We start from the raw sequence: 23,872 nt of genomic DNA on the forward strand, positions 1-23,872 counted from the left end.
CATTCCTCCTTGAATTTAAGTGATGATCTCGCCAATCCAATCCGCGAGTTCGTTAGGCGTAATTGCTGCTACATGTGCCCCCATATTGGTTAATGTCTGTGCGGCATGTTTGTTATAGACTGAATCCCCGTTAAAATCGAGCGCGGTGAGAACCAGCAATTTGCATCCTGCATCGATGATATCTTTACAGGCTTTGTACATTTGTGCGATCGGGTACCCTTCCTCCAGATCACTGACCAGAATAAAGATGGTTTTGCCTGGGTTATCGATTAACGTCTCGCCATAACGCAACGCTTTCGTAATATGTGTCCCCCCACCGAGCTGTACATTCATGAGCACGTCTACGGGGTCTTCCAGTCTGTCGCTCAGATCAACAACCTGCGTATCAAATATGAATAATTGGGTGCGCAGCGCATTCAAGCGATAGAAGATGCTGGCCATCACCGAACTGTAGATGACTGAATCCAGCATACTGCCACTCTCGTCCACACCAATGATGATATTCCACTTGTTATGGGGCTGGATATTCCCGTCGAAATACAGGCGATCAATCACAAACCTGCGCTTGTTTTTATCGTAATTCTTCAAATTCTTGGTGATGGTTCGCTTGAAATTCAGATTGCGCAAGGATCGTACTGAACTCGAGGTATAGCGACTGCGCTTGCCCATGATACTCGCTCGGGTCTGAGATTCCAGCTTGCTGCGTAGCTCTTCAACCACGGTTCGCACGATCTCCTTGGCGCTCTTTAACACCTCACCTTTCATCCGTCCTTTGAACTGCATAATGTTCTTGAGCAGATTCATGTTGGGTTCAAGGGATTCAAGCAGCTTTTTGTCCGTTAACAATTCTGTCAGCCCATAACGATCAAGCGCCTGTTTCTCCAATATTTCGACCGTTGGTTTGGGGAATAGGTCCCTGACTTTGTGCAGCCATTTTGGTACAGTCAGATTAGACGCACCGCGTCCTCCCTCTTTTCGGTAACCTTGTTCTTCACCGTATTCACGGTTATACAGATACCCCAAAATCTCATCGATTTCCGTATATTGAAATTCAGCAGAAGTGTATTGGTCTGTATTACACAACCCTTCTTCCGCCGATTCACCGAGAATCAGACGCCATCGATTTAAGGTTTCAGCAGAATGTTGATCCCCTCGGTTGCTTGCATCCGGATTGGAACTTTCATTGATTTCTCTGGTTTCGTCCGTTCTCCGAAGCACTTCATTCATATTAACTTCCATGCGGCAAACTCCTTTCGAAGCGCTTCGTCCCATGCTTTGGACTGGATCAGCATCTGCTCATCTACCGCAGGCCTCAACATCTCCTCTGGTTCAACCTGATGCAGACTCGCCACCCGCTCGGCAATCAAGCCCGTCTCCATGGGTGTAAAGTAGGTGAATGCCAGCCTTAATTCCGGTACCATACTGATGAAGTCGTCGTATGACAGCTGTTCAATCAGATAATTCAACTCGGACAACAGCTGATCTTCATATAAAAAAGCGTCACGTGCTACAGTGAATACTCCCTGTAAAAAAAGTGCCGTTTGACGGGTCTGATCCGGTGTACCATGGATATACCCGCGAGCACGATCAACAATCTCATCCCTGGGCCTGTCACCGAGCCCTGAGGAAATAGCCACACACACACCCTCCAGCTGAGCCGGAAGCTGGTGATCAGACAGGAGCTCATTCAGATGTATTCGGAATGTCTCATCCTGAAAAGACCCCTCTGATGACTCCGCGAGCATGGCTAGCAGCTTCAATCCCTGAATTATGGCTTCATGTTCATCCGGATTGGCTCTGGAGAGCTGTAACAACTTGTCCACGGCGTTCCTATAGGCTTCGGATACCAGATCAGGGAGATGATGCTCGTCAGATAATCCCAGCAACCTGCGGTGTTGATGAATTCGGTTCAAGACATGCAGACTATTACATAGGGATAGAAAATTCCCATCCGTTCTCAGCGCTGAGCGGACCTGTTCATAGAGTTTCATCGCTGTGTCCTGAAGCCCGATAAGTAGCGCTTGAAGCATGAGTCGGGCAAGTTCACCGCTATGATGATCCGGTACTTCTTGCATTTGTTCTTCCATTTTGCGTGTAGCCGCTCCAGCAAGCGTTCCGCCATAGAGAGAGTTTTCTATCAATCTGGCTTCAATACGGGAGGAGTACATATAAAACCAGGTTTCGCGAACAAGATTCATATCACGCTCTGCGATCCAGTCCGGCCCCGATTGCCGTTTTGCGAATTCCGGAACCAGATAGGTGATGCACTGAATCAATTGACTTATCTGACGATGCTCCGGTTTTGCATACAGATCCAGCACTTTCTTGTGTTGTCCTGTTGTGCGGATCTGCAGTTTGTACTCTGTACAACGCGCCTTGAAGTCCTCCACGATGGGAATACTGAATGAATTGGGAGCCACGCTTCCAATGACGTCTCCGGTCAATAACTGCTGCAGCTCTTGCAGCGGTTTATCGGTCGCCAAGGTAAGCTCCCCCTTCACAAAGGAAGAGAGTGCTGCATCCATCAACTCATAGACGCCGCCTTCCCTTTTACCCCGAAGCCCGGCAAGACCTTGAATCATGCTGTACGCTTCAATTGCATCACTCGTTGATACATGCTCGTGTCCGTCCCGTAATTGGCGCATCAGCCGGGATAACAAGTCCAGAGCCGTTAGATTATATGGTGTACTCTTTTTGCGAAGCAGCTGGTTCCAGATCTGATCGTAATAATTTACATAAGGCATGCCGCTCGCATATCCATTGAGCCGATCCGCTTCAGCAAAGGTGTAGACCATCGGGTACATTTGTTGGTGAACCGCATCTGGATTCACCGCAATTTGTTGAGACGTACCTGGTTTACCTCGTCCATCCAAACGTTGGTCTGCATGCTGTTTATCCATTTCTGGCTGTTCCAATTGGGATTCATGTTGCTCTGACATCAACAGTCCATACGTATGAAATCCACCGGTAATGACAAGCACACGGTCATGTTCCTGCACCGCTTGATTAATATGTTGTTTCATATGTGATTCTCTTGCCAGATCACCTGAAGACTGTAATCGTTCCGTGGAATAACACATTCGGGATAAAGTACAATACGTGAATACATCCTGCACGAATTCCTCAGTAGATTTCTCCAGGCCACCGATCTCAAACACCTTTTCCCACAATTCATCAAAACTGCGACAGTTTGTTTTTTGACACAACCGGTAAATGAAGTCAGACCCCGCAAGCAAGGTTTCGTCCTGGATGGAGATCTCCTTTTGTTCAGTCTGGCCGGATTTGGGTGCACGAGTGGAGAAGTGTTGATAGTCCAAGTCAATAAACTTCGCCGGAATGTCCAGCCGTTTTGCTTCTTTCAAAGCTACATATTCAGGCGAATAACGAAGCATCGGATAATAGCAGGCTTCTCTCTCCAATTCACTCTCATAGGTATAGTACAGACTGACAGGAGGTACCGTTGCCTCATCACTCAGAACCGAAATTAATGGATTACCACTCTCTGGTCCTTCGATCAGAATGATACCCGGCTTGTACTCCCCAATTAATCGTAACAAGTGATATGAACATGCAGGGCTATGGTGTCGTATTGGATAATAGACCGTATGATTACTCAGGTTATATACCTGGGATTCGAACAAGGATTGTAACTGATCAACATCAGGGTCCAGTACTGCTGCTAACCGATCCATTTTCTCTCCTCATAATAGTCCTTCCACATTCCCTCTTCTCTGGAACGCTCTTTTACGACCTTGGAGAAATAGGTTTTGAGAATGGACAGATCCTTGTCGTTTTCCTTTGCAATGGTCCCCAGCATGTTCTGTACCAACCGATCCAGTGCAATAGCTTTATCTTCGTAATAATAGGAAGTCATTGCACTCTGAACATAGACAGACACCGCTTCCGCCGTACTCATGGATGCTTGAGGGGTATCGAGCTTGTATCCTTCCCGTGTCATGCCGGTGCGCAGTTCCATAAATGTTGTAGCCAGCAATTCAACCACATCCGGGTTAATTTCAATATCAATTCCACTATGTAATAACAGGCTTCGTGCCTGGGATTCAATGATTTTGGCTTCCATCTTTACGTTATGAATGGGCTTGATCGTTTCAAAATTGAACCGACGTTTCAATGCACCACTCATTTCGTTAACACCTTTATCCCGAATATTGGCTGTAGCAATGACGTTAAATCCAGGTTGGGCAAACAGTACACCACCATCCAGTTCAGGAATGCTCATGACCTTGTCACTGAGAATACTGATCAGACTATCCTGCGCTTCAGCGGGACAACGTGTAATCTCTTCAAAACGGGTAAGAATGCCTTTCTTCATTCCGTTATATAACGGTGATGGCACAAGCGCAGCTTCCGAAGGGCCTTTATCAAGCAACATGGCGTAATTCCAGGAATACTTGATCATATCTTCCGTCGTGCCTGCCGTACCCTGAATCGTATTCAGACTGGTTCCGGAGATTGCAGCGGTTAGCAGTTCGCTCAGCATGGTCTTGGCTGTGCCGGGTTCTCCCACGAGCATTAATCCTCGATTGCCTGCCAGAGTAACCACTGCACGTTCAATTAACACGTCATTGCCATAGAATTTGCGGGTAATCGGGATCTCTTCTCCATTTAATAATGCAGGCTTATCCCTGCCTATAATAAAATCGCGCACATAGGCGGGAGATAACAGCCAGTTCGGGGGGCGTTTCCCCTGATCTTCCTCTCGCAGCGCGCGTAATTCAACCTCGTATAATGTCTCGGCGGGTGGCTTAAGCATCTCCATCGTCAAGGTGTCTCCTCTCACATAAACAGATCGTATGTTCTTATTCCTATCATTTTATCACAGCACTCCAGCAACTACCCCGTAAAACGATAAAAATGGTTGAAACGTCCTTCTTATCAGCACTCTCCCTAAGCCCATGGACATAGCCTCTAGCGCAAATATGAAGGTGAACCATCCTTACAACCGTGCCAACACACTGGTTTCGGATCCGAATCAGCATGCTTATTACCCATGTAAACGCATTGTAGGCCATATGACCTCAGGATTCATTACATTTTCGATAAAGTGTTTCAACCAAATGAAGCCGATTATCACAAAGAAAACACAGGCCATTAGCAGCCTGTGTCTTCTATATGTTCAAATTTCACCCAACATCTATGAATTTTAATCGGAACAACCAATCTCTTAGAAGTTCCTACTTACATTCTACGCCCGCATGAGGCGGAATACAGCTCGTACCACTCATAACGGGTAAGTTCAATATTCGTTGCATCACGACAGGCCAGAATACGTTCTGGTCGAATCGAACCAATGACAGGTTGAATCCCTGCTGGATGCTTCATTAACCAAGCCAGTACAATAGACTCCGGTGTCACCCCACGCTCCTTGGCCATTCGATCAACCAGTTGAGCCGTATGCTCAATCTCCGCGCGCTGTCCCTCAACTACCCTGCCAGTAAATCGCCCCTGAGCAAGGGGACCCCAAGCTTGCAGTTGAATATGCTCTGCCTGACAATATTCCATCGTGCCATAGGGAAACACGTTGTCTCTCGCTTGGGGCCGATTAACTGTCACACCGGCCTCTACGAATCCGATTTTGTCCAGACTCATCTCCAACTGATTCACAATCAGAGGTACTTTACTATGGAGCTGAAGAAGGCGAATCTGTTCAGACCCCATATTGGACACACCAAAATGGCGCACTTTACCGGAATGATGCAGCTCAGCCAGTGCGTCTCCAATTTCTTGCGGATGGGCGAGCGGATCAGGACGGTGTAACAGCAAAATATCCAGATAATCGATCCCGAGCCGTTCCAGGATACCGTCCACACTCGCCAGAATATGTGCACCTGAGGTGTCATAACGTTGCGGTCCTTCATCATCACCTACAAGACGAATACCACACTTCGACTGTATAATGATCTGTTCACGCAAGCCGGGAGTTTCGGATAAAACTCTCCCCAAGACATGCTCTGCCTTACCACGTGTGTAAATATCCGCCAGGTCAAAGTGATAAATGCCTATTTCGATAGCTGCTTCTACCGCTCGATGACCTTCTACGACAAGATCTGAAGTAATGGGGAGCCCATCCCATTCACCTCCAAACCGCATACAGCCAAGAACCATTCGACTTGCCGGAATCTGGTGGTGATGCAAAGGAAGTTGTGCGTAAGACATGTCAGCGTTCACCTCATTTTCATTTTTACCAAGCATAATAAACGATTCTCTCTACTCATGTCTTCTTCCATCTTCCTCTATTTTCCTGCTCTATCATCCATATGAAGAAAAAACAAGGTTTCAAAAGCTTGTGTATTGAATATATAGAAGGTGCAGGTATTATGCAGGAATATGAGAGGAGATTTTGCATTTGAACCCGAATGAACCCAACGAGTCCTCAAAGCCAGCGTTTTTCACGAAAGAATTCACGCATAACCCTTACCAGGTATATGAAAAGTTAAGAAAAGAAGAGCCCGTTTTCCGAGTCATGTTTCCTCAAGGAGAATTCGGCTGGATGATTACTCGATACGAGGATGCAGTACAGATTCTGAAAGATCCTCGCTTCAGCAAAGACATGGTCCGACGTTACGGTGCTGACAATCAAAGCATTTTCTCGAATAATATGTTGTTCTCCGATCCGCCAGATCATAAACGTCTTCGCGGACTGGTGCAGAAAGCATTCACACCCAAACTGGTCGCAGACATGCGGAGCCATATTCAGGACATTGCTGATGAACTGCTGGACAACCTCCCGTCACAGGAAAAAATGAATCTGATCGATGACTTTGCCTTCCCGCTGCCCATCATTGTCATTAGTGAAATTCTGGGAGTCCCTGCCCAGGATCGTGACCAATTCCGCATATGGTCCAATACGGTAATCGATGCTTCCACAGCCGAGAGCGCTGAGCTGTTTGAGCAGCATTCCAGAGAGTTTATAGATTACCTTACGGCATGGTTCGCGAAAGTTCGCCAAGATCCCGGCACTGATCTGATCAGTCAGCTCGTCATTGCGGAAGAATCCGGGCAGCAGTTAACTGAACGAGAACTGCTTGGCGTGGTCTCTTTATTAATCATTGCCGGTCATGAAACAACCGTTAATCTCATCGGCAACGGCATTCTCGCCCTGCTGGAGCATCCGGAGCAACGCGAACTTCTTATCAAGCAACCCGAGCTTATTCACAATGCCATTGAAGAGATGCTTCGCTATAACGGACCGGTGGAGTTCAGCACATCCCGCTGGGCTCTGGAAGATATTGAATTCCGTGGACAACATATTGCTCAAGGTGAACTTGTCATCGTTGCGCTTGATTCCGCCAACCGGGACGAACAGCAGTTTAAGGATGCTGATATCTTCGACATTACCCGCGAGAAAAGTTCACACCTGGCTTTTGGCAAAGGCATTCATCTCTGTTTGGGAGCACCGCTTGCTCGTCTGGAAGGTGAGATTGCAGTCAGCACACTTCTGAATCGTTTTCCAAATATACAGCTTCAGGCAGATGTGAATGAACTGGAATGGAGACCTGGCATGATTGTTCGTGGTGTCAAGGAAATCCCGGTTCAACTTAAATAATGGCCAAATATGACCAAATGAGAGCGAGGCACATGACATCATGGAAATGAACACCTTGGTATGGATCGTTTTGCTGCTTCTGATCTTTGTGTTACTGGTCAGAGTCACCAGCCTGCAACGCCAATTAAATGAATTGAAAAGAGATGTCGAGCGTCTGGAGAACGGTTCAACCGGCAGCGTCCGATCCGACTTCAATTACACCTTGTCGCCGAAGGAAGCACCTCCTTCCCATACAAGCCAACCAGCCCAAACGGATCTGGATTTGGAGCTGCTTGCACTTATACAACAAGGGAAAAAAATTATGGCGATCAAACGACTGCGTGAAGCCAGAGGTCTTTCGTTGAAGGAAGCCAAAGACTATGTTGATTCCCTGGATCGGTAATATACAACTCACATAACTCTCGGGAGAAGTTACTCCAGACTTTCGGCTGTTAATACAGACGCAGTAGAAAGTATGGAATCTTCGTCCGAGAGTTTACTTTTCAAACAACATATGCTACTGTATTTCTATATTACTAGAAATAAGAAATAAAGACGAAAGGACAGATCATTATGCAATCAAACTCGAATGAGATTGAACAAGTCGTCAAAATTCATAAAGCACTGGGCGAACAAACACGCTACAAAATCATTCAGATTTTATCGAGCGAAAGCAACCTGTGTCCCGCCGATCTGGAGAGCCGCCTTGTTACGGTTGCCCTATCGACTCTGTCTCATCACCTGAAACAGCTATCCGATTGCGGCCTGCTTACATCGCAGAAGAAAGGTACGTATATCTACTACAGCCTGAACACTGAGACCGCACAAAAGTTTGTTCCCTATCTGCTAAATAAATAAAAAATTTGAGTTATATTTCTATATAATTAGAAATATTGAAACAACGCACAATATTTATTAGTAGAACTAGGTCACCTAAGTTTACGCTGATACTAATATTCATTATCTAGGTTGTAATATCACCGTTCGTATATCGGTTACATTCAGAGCATTCATGTCTTGTTCTATCGTCTTTATTTCTATATTTCTAAAAATATAATAATTATCAGAAAGAGGTTATGTTTCCATGTCTTCTACGCTCAAAATCTATGTTCTTGCCCTGGTCAGTTTCCTTGTAGGAACGTCCGAATATGTCATTGCCGGCATTTTGGATCGTATTGCAGATACGATGAATATCTCTTTAATCGCTGCCGGACAGCTCATTACGATTTTTTCACTCGTATATGCGCTCGGTACACCTGTCATTATTGCACTGACTTCGCGCTGGGACCGTCGCAAGCTGTTGCTATACTTCCTCGGTCTATTCGTTGTGGCTAATGTTCTTGCTTACCTGTTGCCGGGTTATGGACTGTTCGTCGCAGCACGAGTGTTGATGGCTTTAGGCGCAGGTGTTGTTGTTGTCACGGCATTAACGGTCGCTTCCCAGATAGCAGCGGAGGGCAAACAAGCTAGTGCAATCGCCACGGTAATCACTGGATTTACGGCTTCTTTGATTGTTGGCGTTCCGCTCGGAAGGCTTGTGGCTGCATCTTGGGACTGGAAGCTTGTTTTCGCCGGCATAGCCGTTCTTGGCGTTCTCGCCATGCTGGTAATCGCGGCAGCCATTCCGCCTTCCAAAGCAGAAGCGCCTGTTCCGCTGAAGAAACAACTGTCTTTGCTCAAACAGCCACGAATTGTACTGGCACTGCTGGTGACCTTTTTCTGGTTAGGTGGTTATTCCATTGCCTACACGTACATTTCACCTTACCTTGTATCCGTTTCAGGAATGAGCGAAGCACTACTCAGTTCAGCTTTACTCGCATTTGGCATAGCAAGTCTGATCGGTTCAAAAGTTGGAGGATTCAGTGCTGACCGATTGGGTGTCAAACGAACGCTGATCACAGGCATGACATTGCATATCGTGAGTCTGGTCCTGTTGAATATAACAGCAAGCTCTCATCTCGCTGTCTTCCTTGTTCTGATTTTGTGGTCTTTTTCCGCCTGGTCTTCGGGTCCAACTCAGCAATATAACCTGGTCACCATGGCTCCGGAATCCTCTGGCATTATGCTAAGCCTGAATAGTTCGGTCATGCAACTGGCGATGGCTGCCGGCGCAGGTATTGGTGGCATCGCGGTAAGCAGTATCTCATTGTCATCCATCACCTGGATTGGCGCTGTCGGGGTTGCTGTTGCCGCCATCATTGTTATAGGCTCGTATCGTTCAGCACCCGTCAAAAGTACACAAACCAATACATCGCACAACGTTGCATGATATGAATTCGTAGTACAAAAAAAACAAACCAAAAAGAGAGGCACTGTATGCATACAGTGGCCTCTCTTTAACCATTTTAACGGCTATTCTATTGCCGATAAGTTGAACTCTTATTGGGCTGTAACTGCACCATCGATCGGGTATACTGCACCGTTGATATATGGCGCTTCATCTCCAAGCAGGAAGGAAACCAGGTTCGCGATCTCTTCCGGTCTGCCAAGGCGTCCAGATGGAATGCTGTCAACCGTTGCTTTGAACACTTCAGGGTTATCTTTACCAAACTGAACAACCATCGGTGTCTCAATAGTACCTGGCGCAATCGCGTTCACACGAATGTTGTCCTTGCCATATTCAATTGCAGCTGTGCGGGTTAAGCCCACCACGCCATGTTTGGTTGCTGCGTAAGGCGCAACCGCGGGTACACCAACAATACCAGCTGTGGAGGCCGTGTTCAGAATGGAACCCCCACCTGTTTTGAGCATTTCCGTAATCACATACTTCAACCCGTAGAATACACTTCTCAGGTTAATATCAATAATCTGGTCAAACTGTTCGATCGTATGTTCAATCAACTTGATCCCAGGACCCGCAATACCTGCATTATTAAAGAACATGTCGATTCGTCCGAACTCTTCGACTGTTTTTTTCACATAATTCTCAACTTCAGGTGCTTTACTCACATCTGCTTGTACAAAAATAGCTTTACTTCCCAGCTTCTCAATCTGCTTAACCGTCTCAAGACCTGTCTCTTCGACAAGATCCACGACAACAATAGATGCGCCCTTTTCAGCCAGCTTTAGCGCTGCTGCTTGGCCCAATCCACTTCCTGCTCCAGTGATAATGGCTACTTTTCCTGCGTGACTCATGTTGATCTCCTCCATGTGTGTGTGTCATCTTGTGATTGGATCGATGAATACGATTCGAAACGTCCGTACATGCAATGATGCAATATGTAGGTCAAAAATGGCATAATACCTTCCTGACTTTACCTATTCTAATAGACTTTCGACATAAAAACAAATCATATAATATGCATTCATACTATATCATATGTCACATTTTCAGCATTCTATTCAAGAAGCACGCAACAATAATGTCTTGCTGCGTACTCCTCTTTTAAATGACCAATCCTTTTTAAAATCGGGATCTCTACAACTTCAAACGGTGCATATCCGCTTTATCGTAACGCCTATCTTAGCAAATTGGTTTTGGCCAATTCAATAATCTCGTCTCCGCGTCCGTTGAGCACGGCTTTCATCATCCATAAGGTGAATCCTTCCGCCTGTTTGATATCAATCTTCGGTGGCAAAGACAATTCCTGACGGTTCACGACCACATCGATCAGTACAGGACCATCATGCTGAAGTGCACGCTGTACAGCTCCTTCCAGTTCGCCCGGATCTTCAACCCGAATACCTTCCATGCCCATGGCCTGAGCAACCATCGCAAAGTTGGGATTGACAAGCTCTGTTCCCGATTCCAGGAATCCGGCAGCTTTCATCTCCAGCTCAACAAAACCAAGTGCTCCATTATTAAACACCACAACTTTAATCGGCAGATTATGCTGTTTCAATGTCAACAGATCACCCATCAGCATCGTGATACCACCATCACCCGACAACGAGATGACTTGTCTGCCTGGATCAGCGACCTGGGCACCAATCGCTTGCGGCAAGGCATTTGCCATCGTACCGTGACTGAATGAACCGAGCAGCCTGCGGTTGCGGCTCATCTCGATATATCGGGCCGCCCATACTGTCGGAGTACCGACATCACAGGTGAAGATGGCATTTTCTGCTGCGGCATCACTAATGACCTTGGTCAGGTACTGCGGATGAATGGGCTTTTTACCCGGTTTTCCAACGGCTAGCTCGTCCAGTTCTTTACGTACTTTCACATAACGATCCACACTTTTACGCAAATGTTTGTCACTGTGTTCTTCTGTTAGATATGGAAGCAAATTTTCAATGGTCGCTTTTACATCCCCGCATACCCCATAATCCAGCTTCGTACGCCGACCGAGATGGGAAGATTGAATGTCGACCTGAAGCACTTTTGCATCTTCGGGATAGAATTGACGATATGGGAAATCTGTTCCGAGCATCAATAATACATCACAGTCCATCATGGCATGATAACCGGATGAATACCCGATTAGACCCGTTAAGCCGACGGAATAAGGGTTGTCATACTCCAAATATTCCTTCCCTCTTAACGCAATAACCATGGGGGATTTCAACCGATCACAGAGCTGCATAAGGGGTTCCCGAGCGCCCGCGCAGCCTGCACCGCACAATAACGTAATTTTTTTGCCTTGATTCAGATACTCCGCCAGTTTCACGAGTTCAGTCTCAGAAGGATGTACCACGGGATTGGTCGCATGATACACATGCTCAGGCACAGGCAGATCCGCTGCTTCAAGTCCTGCTACATCCCCCGGCAATACAACGACAGACACACCTGAACGTGCGACTGCTGTCTGAATGGCCATCGTGAGAGAACGCGGCATCTGTTTTGCTGTCGTAATGACTTCACAATAATCACTACATTCCTGAAACAGATACTCCGGATGAGTCGCCTGAAAATATTCACTGCCAATCTCGTCACTTGGGATATGTGCAGCGATGGCGAGTACAGGCACACGATTGCGATGACAGTCGTACAGACCGTTAATCAGATGCATATTACCAGGACCACTGCTACCTGCGCAGACAGCGATACTTCCACTGACCTGAGCGTCCGCCCCAGCAGCAAATGCAGCTACTTCTTCATGACGTACATGAATCCATTCGATCTCGCCCGAACGACGAATGGAGTCGAGTACCGCATTCAAGGAGTCTCCAACAATGCCATATATGCGTTTGATGCCAGCATTCAATAAGGATTCAACCAGAACGTCCGCGACTGTTTTTTTCATAAGTGATGGGTCTCCTTTAATTGCTCATTTTGATTATGTTTCCACTCGGATAATATACCTATTCTTATACCCCAATCTTCCGAAAACCGAACCAACTCATATGTATATCTGGATATATGAAACAAAAACCGCCCCTTGAACCGTTATTTCATCGTTAGCAAAATGCAAAAAATCCGCTTGTCGAATGACAAACGGATTGCGGTTACACTCAGTTTATTCATTTTCATGTGAACTCCCAAACCAAATCAGACACTAGATAGCAGGCATTACATTGCCGCCACTTACCGGGATATAGGCACCTGTGATAAATGAGGACAGATCCGAAGCGAGAAAAGCTACCGCATTGGCGATCTCCTGATCCTCACCCCTGCGCTTCAGCGGCACAGTACGCGTATATGCCTCATCATGTCCAGACTCACTGGACCGATCACGTTCACTAATTGTCCATCCAGGCGCGACCTGGTTTACGGTAATCTGATACTCGCCAACCTCCTTGGCAAGTACGCGATATACACCGTCCATTCCACGCTTACCAGCGGTGTAGGCCGATTGGTGAGCGAAATTTTGCATTGCACATTCCGTATTGATGCCAATGAACCGACCGGCTCTGATATCTTGCATATGTGGAATGAAAGCTTTGGCAAGATAGACACTCTGCATGACACAGGATTCGAACTGGCTCAAGTAATCTTCAGGAGACTGTTCCAACACCGTTGTCCATTCATATTGAATGACCGCATTGGCAACAACAATATCCACTCCGCCGAGGACAGGCTGAATTTCATCACGCATCCGCAATGCCGTATCCTGCTTGGTAATATCCCCCTGTACAATTACAGCCTTACGACCGAGTGCTTCAATCTCACCTTGAAGCTCCCGAGCCTTGGTATCATTATTTATGTAATGTAGAGCCAGATTGGCGCCACAGGCTGCCAACGTGCGGGCGATGACTCTCCCCAATTGTCCTGTTGCTCCTGTAACCAGAGCCGTTTTTCCTGAGAGATCCAATTGCATAACAGCGAAACCTCCTTGAATTCATTTTTTCGAAAACGATTTCGTATATATGTTTATATTCTCTCACAATTACGCATTATTCAGAGAGATATACAGCATTGTTCAATGCTGTATATGGTAGTTCAACTTTTTACTATATGTGGAGACTATTAATTATGATGTTGAATGAGATCAATTTCCTGGAAGCGACTGACTTCCTTTTCCCAACGCTCTGCTACATATTGACGGTGAACCGGGTGATTGTTGTATGCATCATACGCAGCCTGATCTGCAAAGACCATCGAGAAACTGTAGTCAAACTCATTTTTCTCACTTACCTGTCTCAGAACCTGAAATTGCTCTACCCCAGGAATGACAGCCAGTGCATCCGAACTTTCCTTCATAAAGGCTTCGGCCTCCGGTGTATCTTTACCCGCGTAAAGTGTAAACGTTACCATATGTGTGATGCTGCTCATCTCTATTTCCTCCTCCAATATGTTCGTACTCGTTTCCTAGTGTACATCCGAATGTGTTGTAAGCGCAATAATTGGTTTAATTAATTTTTAATGTACACAAAAAAAACCTCAGGATAAATCCCGAGGTTTTCTTGTAATGTATGGACAAACTTATTTGTTGATGTTGTATTTACGGTTAAATTTATCAACACGGCCACCGATATCCACGTTTCTTTGTTTACCAGTGAAGAACGGGTGGGATGCGGAACTAGTGTCCACACGGATTACTGGGTAAGAGTTACCGTCTTCCCATTCCATAGTTTCGTTAGAGAACTTCGTGGAAGAACTCAGGAATTTGAAATCAGCACTTGCATCGTAAAAAATTACGAGTTGTGTCTTTGGATGGATGTCAACTTTTGGCATAATCTATTTACACTCCTTTAATATGGGTACTTCTTTAGAATCAAACTACATTTTATTATACTCTTTTTTTGGACAAAGTACCAGCAGGTTTTGAGGAATAGCTAAAAAAAATATGATATCTGTGATTTTGCACCTAATCAGGTGTCAAGCCGTCCCTTTCTCCAGTACATTCAACATGTACTCCAAAGCCTCCAGTTCATCCCTGCCTCTTGTCTGTAATCTGACAACACTACCATATCGAATGGGTAGTAACGCCATTCCAAGCAGGCTTTTGACATCTACACGATGCTCATGCTCAGACTCCATATACGACAAAATAATATCCGAGGAAAAACGTGACGCTTGAGAAGATACCGACATCAGATCATCCCGATGAAAATCAGCGTGTATCATAAATTCATGTACTCTCACAACCTTCAGTTCCTTTCGCTAAGTACTTATTCACCAATATGGTGTGTATCCATTTATATATTAAAATCTTCATGAATTATACCATGTTATGGGAGCTTGACCCATACTTTTTTGCGAAAAAAACAAAAAAAGAGCCCTATACCACAGGGCTCTTCAAGGTTGTTCTTACATACCGTTCGGATATACCATGACCTTCAGACTGCCGCTTTTATTGTGTAATGCGCGCTCCATCGCTTGCTGTGACTCTTCGAGTGAATAACGATCTGTAATCAGGGACATCACGTCATGCTGGCCGGAGCTCAGAAATTCAATTCCTGCCGGATACGTATTGGCATAACGGAATATGCCATAGATATCAACTTCATTGTCCGCAATAAAGGGAACATTGAGTGCGATCTCGTCCTGTGCAGGCAGGCCCACAATCGCAAGTTTGCCTCCACGTCGAAGTGAATACAGAGCAGATTGTAGCGCCTTTGGATTCCCCGCTGTTTCCCATGCGGTATCAACACCCACGCCACCTGTTAACTCGCGAATCACAGCCAGCGCATCTTCATTCCGCACATTAATGGTATGCGTGGCACCCATGCGGCGAGCTGCTTCCAGCCTAACTTCCTCCAGATCCGTTACTATGATCTTCTCTACACCGAAAGATTTGGCAGCAGCCACGGCCATGAGTCCAACGGGACCCATGCCCATAATCGCCAGGGTTGTACCCGGAGCCAGTTTGCTGCGGCGTGCAGCGTGAATACCAACAGAGAATGGCTCGTTCATAGCTGCTTCCTCATAAGACAAATGATCGGGGATCGGGAATACCATATCTTCACGCATCACCATGTATTGTACAAATGCCCCATCCACCGGAGGGGTCGCTAGAAATTGTACATCCGGACACAGGTTATAACGACCTTCCTTACATGCCGAGCAACGTCCGCAAGTCACCCCAGGCTCAATAGCAACCCGATCCCCTGTTTTGAGACGTGATACGTTCGAGCCAACAGCAGCAATGATCCCCGCACACTCATGACCCAGAATGATCGGTTTCTCCACCACAAATCTGCCAATGCGTCCATGTTCAAAATAATGCACATCCGAGCCACACACCCCGACAGCCATTACCTGGATTAACACCTCATCCGCTGCCGGTTGCGGGACGGGTTGTTCCTCAATAATAATGTGTCCTGGCTCTGTCATGACAGCGGCCTTCATGGTCTCGGGCAGTTGATATTGTCCCATACGGTTCTCCTCCTCATGTATGTCCATGCTGTCTATTGTACATCAAAGAAAACAAGGTATCTTCTTTCTTCACATCACCAATCAATAGATAGTTCGACCCTGTTCATCCGCAATGCCACTCTTGCGATAGAAGTACGTATTGATCATGTCCCGCCATTCCTTCGCATGTTCGGCCTGATTGTCCTGTAATGAAGCAACTTTACTGAAAATAACCGGATCGATTTTGCCCTCTAACCCTCTCCATGTCTCGGCTAACGCCTCCGCCTGCGCAACACCTTCAAAGTGTGTATCATAAATATGCTGAATGACCGTTTTACCCGAATGCAGAACATGGGTGTATGGCACATGATGGAAAAATAAGATCAGCTCATCCGGACAGGTCTCTACGGACTCATAACGATCAGCATTCTCAGGGTGATACTGTGAAGTGTATCCTGTACCGCTCTTCACGGTTCGATCTACACCAATGCCATGACAATCGGCAAAGTGATACGTTCCCCATTTGGAATACTCGTATCCATCTACATTCGGTCCGTAATGATGTTCCGGATTAACCATCCAACCCACACCGAGAGGCGCCGTATAATTCTCATAGATATCTAGTGAAGTCAAAAGCATGCCCGTAACCTGCCGCACAACTTCGTCTTCATGTCCAAATGTGAGTCTCACCCACTCATCAGCAATTTCTTCCGCCGACAGCTCCGGGTTCCACGCAAGTCTTCCGTATCCATATAGATTCGCCTGCGCGAGTGGATGTCCTGTCCAACAGGCATCTGCACCAATATTGGATACTGCGGCGAAGCCACTGTATGGTCGTTTATACAGAGAACCGTCCGCGATTCGCTTGATCTCTGAACCTTCGCCTTTGGCGTATGTGTCAAAGTCCAATACTTCTTTCCATTGGGGAACCAGATAACAGAGATGACGTTGTTGCCCGGTATACTCCTGTGTAATCTGAAATTCAATCACCTGATTTGTATTTTCCATGGCACCGAACAGCGGGGATACCGCCTCTCTTACCTGAAAGTCCATCGGCCCGTTTTTGATCTGCAAAATGACATTTTCGGCAAAACGCCCATCCAGCGGCGTAAAATGGTCATAGGCTGCCCGCGCACGGTCTGTGGAACGATCCCGCCAGTCCTGCTTGCAGTTATAGACAAAGCAACGCCAGATGACCAATCCACCGAATGGCCGAAGGGCTTCAGCCAGCATGTTCGCACCATCGGCATGATCACGGTTATACGTGAACGGCCCCGGACGATTCTCGGAGTCTGCCTTGATCAGGTAACCGCCAAAATCCGGAATCGCTGCGTACACCTTTGCCGTTTGAATGTTCCACCATTCCCGTACCTTCGCATCCAGCGGGTCAGCCGTACGCAATCCGCCAATCTCAATTGGACTCGCGTAGTTGGCGCTCAGGAACAATCGAACACCATACGCTCTGAATTCTACGGCAACTTTCGCCACATCACTAAGGTAACGTTCCGTCAGAAACAGACTCTCACGGCGGTGTACATTGACGTTGTTGATCGATATGGCATTGATGCCCGTGGAAGCGAGCAAACGTGCGTAATCCCGGATGCGTCCCAAGTCCAGCGTGAATTCCCCGTTATCATAGAAAATGGAGTCTCCTGCGTACCCACGCTCAATGCTGCCGTCCACGTTATCCCACTGATTAATCATCCGTAGCGCATTGGTTGGCTGCTCTGTAATGAAGCTCCACTTCTTCACAGCGTCATCCGCCTCATGTGCTCTTCCTTGATCCATTGTCAGCTCTCGAAGCAGATGGAATACACCATACAGCACACCTTGGGGAGTCTCTGATCCAATGACCAGTAAACCTTCGGTCTCGTTCTCACGAATGATATACCCTTCCCCTTGAACAGTTGAACGCTCTGTCTCGCTGAACAACCCAGCCACGGAATCGCTCCCTGTCCAAGTGCCGATTCGTATTGCGGGAGCGGAAGCATGACTGTCCCGTTCACTTTCCTGAGTATCAGAAAGATGACTGACCAACGGTTTCACGCCATATAACCTCTCCAGTCCCCGTGAAAGTTCGGTCAGAGCTGTTGTAATTACTCCATGGTTCTCTTCCACCAATATCAGCTTGCTCCACGCAGGAGCCGTCTTTTGAGCAAGTCCATTCGCTTCTGGCAATTCGGAGTGATACCCCAGCCACGCATCGTACTGTGGACCTGACAAGGCAGATTGAATGACGGATTGGCTCATTGTACCGCCTCCTTGCTGGCATAGATCTGCCCAAGGTGATTCCCTTTTCCTTCGAGTAGCCATAGAATCGACGTTACACCACGCGGATAGTACTTGCTGCCAACCGCTACACCAGACAGGATCTGGTCACTCCAGCACCAGTAGGATTCCTCCGGATGCAGCAGCCAGTTGACATGAGCCGCGTCTGCTGCCTTGCCTGTCTCATTCCATTCCACACCCAGCAGTTCTCTAGCGATAAACTGGGACAAATAGATTTTGCTCAGCCACGAGTTATTGCTTGTTGAGGACAGTTTCCAGCCCCCATCTTCGAACAGACATGTTCCCGGTACAAGAACCGTCTTCAGATGAGTTTGGAGTGCTTTCAGATAAGGTCCAAAGCGACCATTGACATCCAGTGCTGCTTCACAGCCTGTAAAGTACGGGAACACCAAACCTTCAATCGCCGGAATGATTCGAGAATCATTATTTTCTGCAATAACAGCTGGAATGTAGCCGCCATCTGTCAACTGTGCAGCAATACTGGCAGCGCAGCGATCCGCTTGAAGCCCTGCTTGATGGGACAGATCTGCCAACTTCTCAGTTGCGAACAGCTTCTCCAATGCAACATAGACCGCCCAACATTTACCCGCCAGATAGATATTATTGCGAGACTGTCCAAGTGACACATCCAGGCTGTCGTAGGTTGTAATCTCCGCTCCACCTTGGGTACGGCTGCTATCGAGACCCATCAAACCGTTACGCTGCTCAGCGTCGGGATGGTCACGATTAAGCATGCTTTCGAAGCAATCCTGGATAACAGGCAACATGTTTTTCACAAAAGCTTGATCCTGTGTCTGTTCAATGTATACTGTCGCGCAGCAGAGCCAGTTCACCAGTTCCTCGTGGCTCATCTGTGAGAAGCAGTCTTCAATGCCAACCAGCTCATATGCAGAGTGTCCAGGGCGTGAGAACACATTGGCAACACCAATATCATGGGTAAAGGTGATTCCGCCCGGATATAACTTCTCTTCCCCCGGGAAACGAACCTGATCCGTATAACTGTAACGTTTCACAAACCACTCCAGCTCATTACGCACCGTCCATGGATTCAAGGCAAGCTCGAAGTACAACTGATCAGCCGTCAGATCAAGTGTGTTCATCATCCGATACTCCCCTTCGTTCACCACCCAGAGTGGCTCACCATCGGCATCCAGCAATTGAGTACTGGCATAATAGCTATGAATGGAATGAGCAAGCATGAATGATTGATCTTCGGTCAAAGCAGCCGATCCAAGGCGTTGTTCAACCTCTCCACAGGATGCGGTCAACTCACTAAAACGTTGTAGTGCATACTCTCCTGCTGCCTGAATATCGGAGAAGTACCGCGTATACCAATACGTTGTGTCCATTCCAGTCGTCACAATGCCCCCGCGATAGAAACATACTGCGAATTGATACGTACGTTTCTCTCCAGCCGGCACCTCCATCAGTAGTGCAGCGGTTGAGCCAAGTCCAAATGCCAGATTCTCCCGATGTTTCTCCTGCAACAGTTTCTCCAGCGTAAATCCGCGTGCGGGCCACAGTCCGTCATCTGCTGACATAATTGCTGTAAGTCGACCTTGTCCCACACCTGTGATAGAGCCACCCTCAGGTCCCCCAATCAGACGCATCGCAGAGTACGGATCATTGCCCTGATAGCCAAAGTAGGCTTTCCGTGATTGTTGACCTTGCGTGTTGTCGATCGTCATCTCTACCAATACGGCTGGTACGAGCGCATCCATTAATTCTTCACGATCACCATTCGTTGGATCAGGTACTGGACGTACAGGCGAGTAGATACGGAACGTCAGATCTCCAGCAGTCCACGTATCCGTACCTGAGGTAAATTCACGGGTAATATCTTCATCGCGAAAAGCCGTAATAAGAGGTTGTGGAGCTTTGGTCGCGTTTGTCGACGCCGGGTCCCCATTCTCCAGCTTCTCTACATCATAGCGGCTGCTCTCATCCTCGGAAGCTTCATAAAAAGGAAGTGCCTGATAATTATCTCCATCGCGAGATTGTAATCCAATATATACATTCTGGTCTGCCGGCTTGCCGAGTTCCAGACCCAGCCCGCCCTTGGCTCCTTTGTATCCCAGTGTAAAACTGGCAAAAGCACCAATCGGTGCATGATGTGCATTATAAAAGATGGATTTGGAAGTACTCATGAATCATAACCCCTCTCAGAATGGTTGCATACGTTTTTCATTAGCCCCATCCTAACACGTGGTTCCACCTCCGACCATGATCAAATCAATCGGATATTTACCCAAATCAAGCTGATAGACTATAATAGATTAAAGCGGTTACACAAACCCGTTCCATTTGATATAAGTGTGTGTTCAAAATCACATTTTTTGAACAACCTCTAAATAAAGGGGGATCTTCCATGTCTTCAACGTACTTGCCTCCTACTTTGGGAGAAAGTGTCCATGAAGTTTTTTATCCAGATGTGCAAACAACGGTCAATCTGTTCGCCATTCATTTACGAAGTGTAGGTGTGGACTGGGATTATCCGGCACATGAGCACCCTCAATATGAATTGAATTATGTCACGGAAGGCGAGCAACGCATGATGGTGAATGGTACCCTATACATTCAAAAGGCTGGCGAACTGCTCCTGATTCCTCCGGGAAGCATTCATTCCAGCCAGAGCCATAACGGCAAGGGATTCACGTATTTTTGCATGCATTTTGACATTGATGATCAGTTATTCCTATCGTTGCTGGCACGTATCAAACAAGTGCGATTCAGTGCAGATAGCCCGGTTACGCAGCAGATCGAGCCTGTTTTGCGCAAATTGATGTCATCTGCGGATGATGAAGTAGCAAATACGATGGTACAACGTATGCAGCTGCAATCTGCGGTATTTGAACTATTTGGCCATCTATGGGAGGCAGTCTCGCAAGAGGCAGCGCAATGGTTTACCGACGGACACGAAAAGATCGAACTCGCCCACCAGATTCGTAATCGATTGCAAGGCCTGATGAGTCAGCAATTCAAACAGGGACACGAGTCCAACGGTCACTATGGCATTGATGATATTGCAGCGGAGCTGGGTATCAGTTCTTCTCACTGTAATCGTGTGTTCAAGCAGGTGTTTGGTCAGTCTCCACGTGCTGTATTGTCCCAGTTGGTTTTACATGAAGCAAAGCTTCTACTGGGCAATCCGAAGCTGTCCGTTCAGAATATTGCCGTCATGCTTGGTTATAAGGATATCGCCCATTTCAGTCGTCAATTCAAGCGCTGGTCCGGCATGTCACCCTCCCGTTACCGACAGGAACAGCCTGCTCTGGAATGAGGTTCAGTAGCAGGCTGTTCATCTTTCTTATTTATTTCAACAAACGCTTAATCAACTTCAGCTTGTTATCATATGGTGGATATAGAATCGGCAGATTCAACTTGGTGCTTTTTTTCAGTACACTTTTGAGATGAGAGAAGGTTTCGAAGCTGTACTGCCCATGATACGAGCCAACACCAGAATGACCAACACCGCCAAACGGCAGACGCGGATTCGCTACATGCGTGATCGTATCGTTAATGCAGCCGCCTCCAAAAGAAACTTCGCGCAGCACTTTGTCCTGAACCCGGGTGTCGGAAGTAAACAGATACAAGGCGAGCGGTTTCGGCCGCTTTACGATTCCTACAATGGCTTCATCGAGGTTACGATAACTAATGATCGGCAGGATCGGTCCAAAAATCTCATCTTCCATCGTTGCTGCATCCCAGGACTCCGCATCAATCAGTGTAGGTTCAATGAAGCGATCTTCCTCATCCGAAGCTCCTCCATATATCACTTTGGCCTGATCTCTTTCGATCAGAGTCGTCAGACGTTTAAAATGTCCTTTGTTCACGATTCGCCCGTAGTCCTTGTTGTGCTGGATATCCGAACCAAAGAAGGACACAATCGCTGCCTTCATCTCTGTAATTAACGGTCCCTTCACGCGCTCATGCACAAGTAAATAATCGGGTGCGATACAGGTCTGTCCTGTATTGAGCAGTTTGCCCCATATAATGCGCTCCGCAGCTACTTTGATATCCGCCTGTTCATCAACGATGACCGGACTTTTGCCTCCCAGTTCTAACGTAACGGGGACGAGATTTTTGGCAGCTGCCTCCATCACAATTTTGCCTACCGGTACACTGCCTGTAAAAAAGATATAGTCGAATGGCGCGTTAATCAGTGCTGTTGTTGTATCTTTTGCACCATCGAGCACTTGTACATATGCCGGTTCGAACACGCTCGCAATCATTTCACGTACAACAGCGGACACCGCAGGTGTATTCTCTGACGCTTTGAGCACGGCTGTGTTACCTGCCGCAATAGCACCTACCAATGGTTCGATCAAGAGTTGAAATGGATAATTGAAAGGTCCGATGATCAGAACCGCCCCGTAGGGTTCGGGTATGATATAACTTTTCGAACCCAGGAGCGCCATTTGCGTTTTCACTTTAACGGGTTTCACCCATTTATTCACTTTACGAATGGTGTGTGTGATGCTATCCATCATGAATCCGATCTCGGTTGTGTAGGATTCGAACTCACTTTTGCCCAAATCCTGATAGAGAGCTTCTGTCAGTCTGGATTCGTACTTTTGGATAGCCTGCTTGAGTTGGGTCAGACGTGCAATTCGAGCTTCTGCCGATCGTGTGGCCCCGGAACGAAAGAACTGTCGTTGCTGCTCCAAGATCTGTTCAACTTCCTGACTGGTTACTTCCCGTATAGTCGTTGTCATATATACATACTCCTCTGTTTATTATTGATCAAGCGTTTAAACTTACGAACCTATAAGGCACATGCAAAAGCATGTTTTATTTTATCACTATTAATCTACAGACACTCTTCTTCCAAAGCAGCTACCAGTTCCTTCAGCAGTTCCACCGATGCATTCAATGAAGCCGAATAATAGCGCTGTGTGCCCTTCTGTTCCACAGATATAAGTCCCTTCTCTAACAACAGCTTGAGATGATGAGATATGGCTGGCCGGGATAGGCTGGATTGTTCGGTAATTTCATTCACCGTCATTCTGCCCTTCTCGGTAAGTGTCAGCAAAATGGATTGACGATGGTTGTCACTTAACACCTGAAATAACGGAATACAGGTTTGAAAAACGCTAATTGCTTTTTGTCCCATGGTTTCACCTCTATGCTATTTCTTCTTCATTATTTCTACGTATATTTCTCAGTTTGATGTCTGTTGGTTTAAACATTCGAACCTAATGACTGAATTGTACTCTTTATTCACTTGAACTGCAAGTGAACCATCAACTAAAATTAATATAATGCTGATAAAGCGCTTCCATACTACCATACAAGTATGGTAGTATGGCATTGAAGGAGTTGAAGTTGTGGAATATACCCCAAAGTTATCATCCAAA

Annotated in this window: 20 protein-coding genes; 5 read left to right on the top strand and 15 right to left on the bottom strand. The window is 46.8% G+C overall.

What is annotated here, in order from left to right:
• Positions 1–15: 15 nt before the first annotated feature.
• The 4 genes from MKY92_RS16820 to MKY92_RS16835 form a co-directional block, all read right to left on the bottom strand.
• Positions 16–1,239, bottom strand: a complete 1,224-nt coding sequence (locus MKY92_RS16820) for a VWA domain-containing protein (protein WP_339297000.1) — start codon at positions 1,237–1,239, stop codon at positions 16–18.
• Entirely contained in the window at positions 1,224–3,692 is a 2,469-nt protein-coding gene (locus MKY92_RS16825; protein ID WP_339297001.1) for a DUF5682 family protein, read from the bottom strand. The genes MKY92_RS16820 and MKY92_RS16825 overlap by 16 nt, the downstream gene beginning before the upstream one ends.
• Positions 3,680–4,780 (bottom strand): AAA family ATPase, encoded by a 1,101-nt coding sequence (locus tag MKY92_RS16830; RefSeq protein WP_091019424.1) that lies wholly within the window; start codon positions 4,778–4,780, stop codon positions 3,680–3,682. The genes MKY92_RS16825 and MKY92_RS16830 overlap by 13 nt, the downstream gene beginning before the upstream one ends.
• 419 nt (positions 4,781–5,199) lie before the next feature.
• Positions 5,200–6,177, bottom strand: coding sequence for an aldo/keto reductase (locus MKY92_RS16835; protein WP_339297002.1), 978 nt, complete (start codon positions 6,175–6,177; stop codon positions 5,200–5,202).
• Positions 6,178–6,367: 190 nt separating this feature from the next.
• On the opposite strand from MKY92_RS16835, the gene MKY92_RS16840 reads away from it, so the two are divergent.
• From MKY92_RS16840 to MKY92_RS16855, 4 genes are all read left to right on the top strand, one after another.
• On the top strand, positions 6,368–7,567 hold the full coding sequence (locus tag MKY92_RS16840) for a cytochrome P450 (protein ID WP_339297003.1): 1,200 nt from the start codon (positions 6,368–6,370) through the stop codon (positions 7,565–7,567).
• 40 nt (positions 7,568–7,607) lie between these two features.
• On the top strand, positions 7,608–7,949 hold the full coding sequence (locus tag MKY92_RS16845) for a ribosomal protein L7/L12 (RefSeq protein ID WP_339297004.1): 342 nt from the start codon (positions 7,608–7,610) through the stop codon (positions 7,947–7,949).
• A gap of 170 nt (positions 7,950–8,119) precedes the next feature.
• Complete coding sequence (locus MKY92_RS16850) at positions 8,120–8,404, top strand: metalloregulator ArsR/SmtB family transcription factor (protein WP_176872808.1); 285 nt, start codon at positions 8,120–8,122, stop codon at positions 8,402–8,404.
• A gap of 226 nt (positions 8,405–8,630) precedes the next feature.
• A complete protein-coding gene (locus MKY92_RS16855) occupies positions 8,631–9,815 on the top strand; it encodes an MFS transporter (RefSeq protein WP_339297005.1) in 1,185 nt (394 codons plus the stop codon).
• Between the two features lie 110 nt (positions 9,816–9,925).
• On the opposite strand, the gene MKY92_RS16860 is transcribed toward MKY92_RS16855, so the two are convergent.
• The 9 genes from MKY92_RS16860 to MKY92_RS16900 all read right to left on the bottom strand — a co-directional run bounded on the left by MKY92_RS16860 (position 9,926) and on the right by MKY92_RS16900 (position 20,662).
• A complete protein-coding gene (locus tag MKY92_RS16860; protein WP_036673709.1) occupies positions 9,926–10,681 on the bottom strand; it encodes a glucose 1-dehydrogenase in 756 nt (251 codons plus the stop codon).
• 323 nt (positions 10,682–11,004) lie between these two features.
• Positions 11,005–12,732, bottom strand: coding sequence for a ubiquinone-dependent pyruvate dehydrogenase (gene poxB / locus MKY92_RS16865; RefSeq protein ID WP_339297006.1), 1,728 nt, complete (start codon positions 12,730–12,732; stop codon positions 11,005–11,007).
• A gap of 252 nt (positions 12,733–12,984) precedes the next feature.
• Positions 12,985–13,746 (bottom strand): SDR family oxidoreductase, encoded by a 762-nt coding sequence (locus MKY92_RS16870; protein WP_339297007.1) that lies wholly within the window; start codon positions 13,744–13,746, stop codon positions 12,985–12,987.
• A gap of 149 nt (positions 13,747–13,895) precedes the next feature.
• Positions 13,896–14,201, bottom strand: a complete 306-nt coding sequence (locus MKY92_RS16875) for a Dabb family protein (RefSeq protein WP_339297008.1) — start codon at positions 14,199–14,201, stop codon at positions 13,896–13,898.
• Between the two features lie 150 nt (positions 14,202–14,351).
• On the bottom strand, positions 14,352–14,603 hold the full coding sequence (locus MKY92_RS16880) for a type B 50S ribosomal protein L31 (RefSeq protein WP_062834756.1): 252 nt from the start codon (positions 14,601–14,603) through the stop codon (positions 14,352–14,354).
• Positions 14,604–14,747: 144 nt separating this feature from the next.
• Positions 14,748–15,014 (bottom strand): HPr family phosphocarrier protein, encoded by a 267-nt coding sequence (locus tag MKY92_RS16885; RefSeq protein ID WP_026081056.1) that lies wholly within the window; start codon positions 15,012–15,014, stop codon positions 14,748–14,750.
• A gap of 165 nt (positions 15,015–15,179) precedes the next feature.
• The gene (locus MKY92_RS16890; RefSeq protein WP_339297009.1) at positions 15,180–16,247 is read right to left on the bottom strand and encodes an NAD(P)-dependent alcohol dehydrogenase; all 1,068 of its coding nucleotides are present in this window, start codon (positions 16,245–16,247) and stop codon (positions 15,180–15,182) included.
• 81 nt (positions 16,248–16,328) lie between these two features.
• Positions 16,329–18,476, bottom strand: a complete 2,148-nt coding sequence (locus MKY92_RS16895) for an alpha-glucuronidase family glycosyl hydrolase (protein ID WP_339297010.1) — start codon at positions 18,474–18,476, stop codon at positions 16,329–16,331.
• Positions 18,473–20,662 (bottom strand): glycoside hydrolase family 52 protein, encoded by a 2,190-nt coding sequence (locus MKY92_RS16900; RefSeq protein WP_339297011.1) that lies wholly within the window; start codon positions 20,660–20,662, stop codon positions 18,473–18,475. The genes MKY92_RS16895 and MKY92_RS16900 overlap by 4 nt, the downstream gene beginning before the upstream one ends.
• A 221-nt stretch (positions 20,663–20,883) precedes the next feature.
• On the opposite strand from MKY92_RS16900, the gene MKY92_RS16905 reads away from it, so the two are divergent.
• A complete protein-coding gene (locus MKY92_RS16905) occupies positions 20,884–21,795 on the top strand; it encodes an AraC family transcriptional regulator (RefSeq protein WP_339297012.1) in 912 nt (303 codons plus the stop codon).
• A 31-nt stretch (positions 21,796–21,826) separates the two neighbouring features.
• On the opposite strand, the gene MKY92_RS16910 is transcribed toward MKY92_RS16905, so the two are convergent.
• The gene (locus MKY92_RS16910) at positions 21,827–23,230 is read right to left on the bottom strand and encodes an aldehyde dehydrogenase (protein WP_339297013.1); all 1,404 of its coding nucleotides are present in this window, start codon (positions 23,228–23,230) and stop codon (positions 21,827–21,829) included.
• Positions 23,231–23,325: 95 nt separating this feature from the next.
• Positions 23,326–23,628 carry a metalloregulator ArsR/SmtB family transcription factor gene (locus tag MKY92_RS16915; protein ID WP_017688208.1) on the bottom strand — a complete coding sequence of 101 codons (303 nt, stop codon included), beginning with the start codon at positions 23,626–23,628 and terminating at the stop codon, positions 23,326–23,328.
• Positions 23,629–23,872: the final 244 nt, after the last annotated feature.

Origin of the sequence: Paenibacillus sp. FSL R5-0623 (genome assembly GCF_037974265.1) — a bacterium.
Taxonomy (GTDB): Bacteria; Bacillota; Bacilli; order Paenibacillales; family Paenibacillaceae; genus Paenibacillus.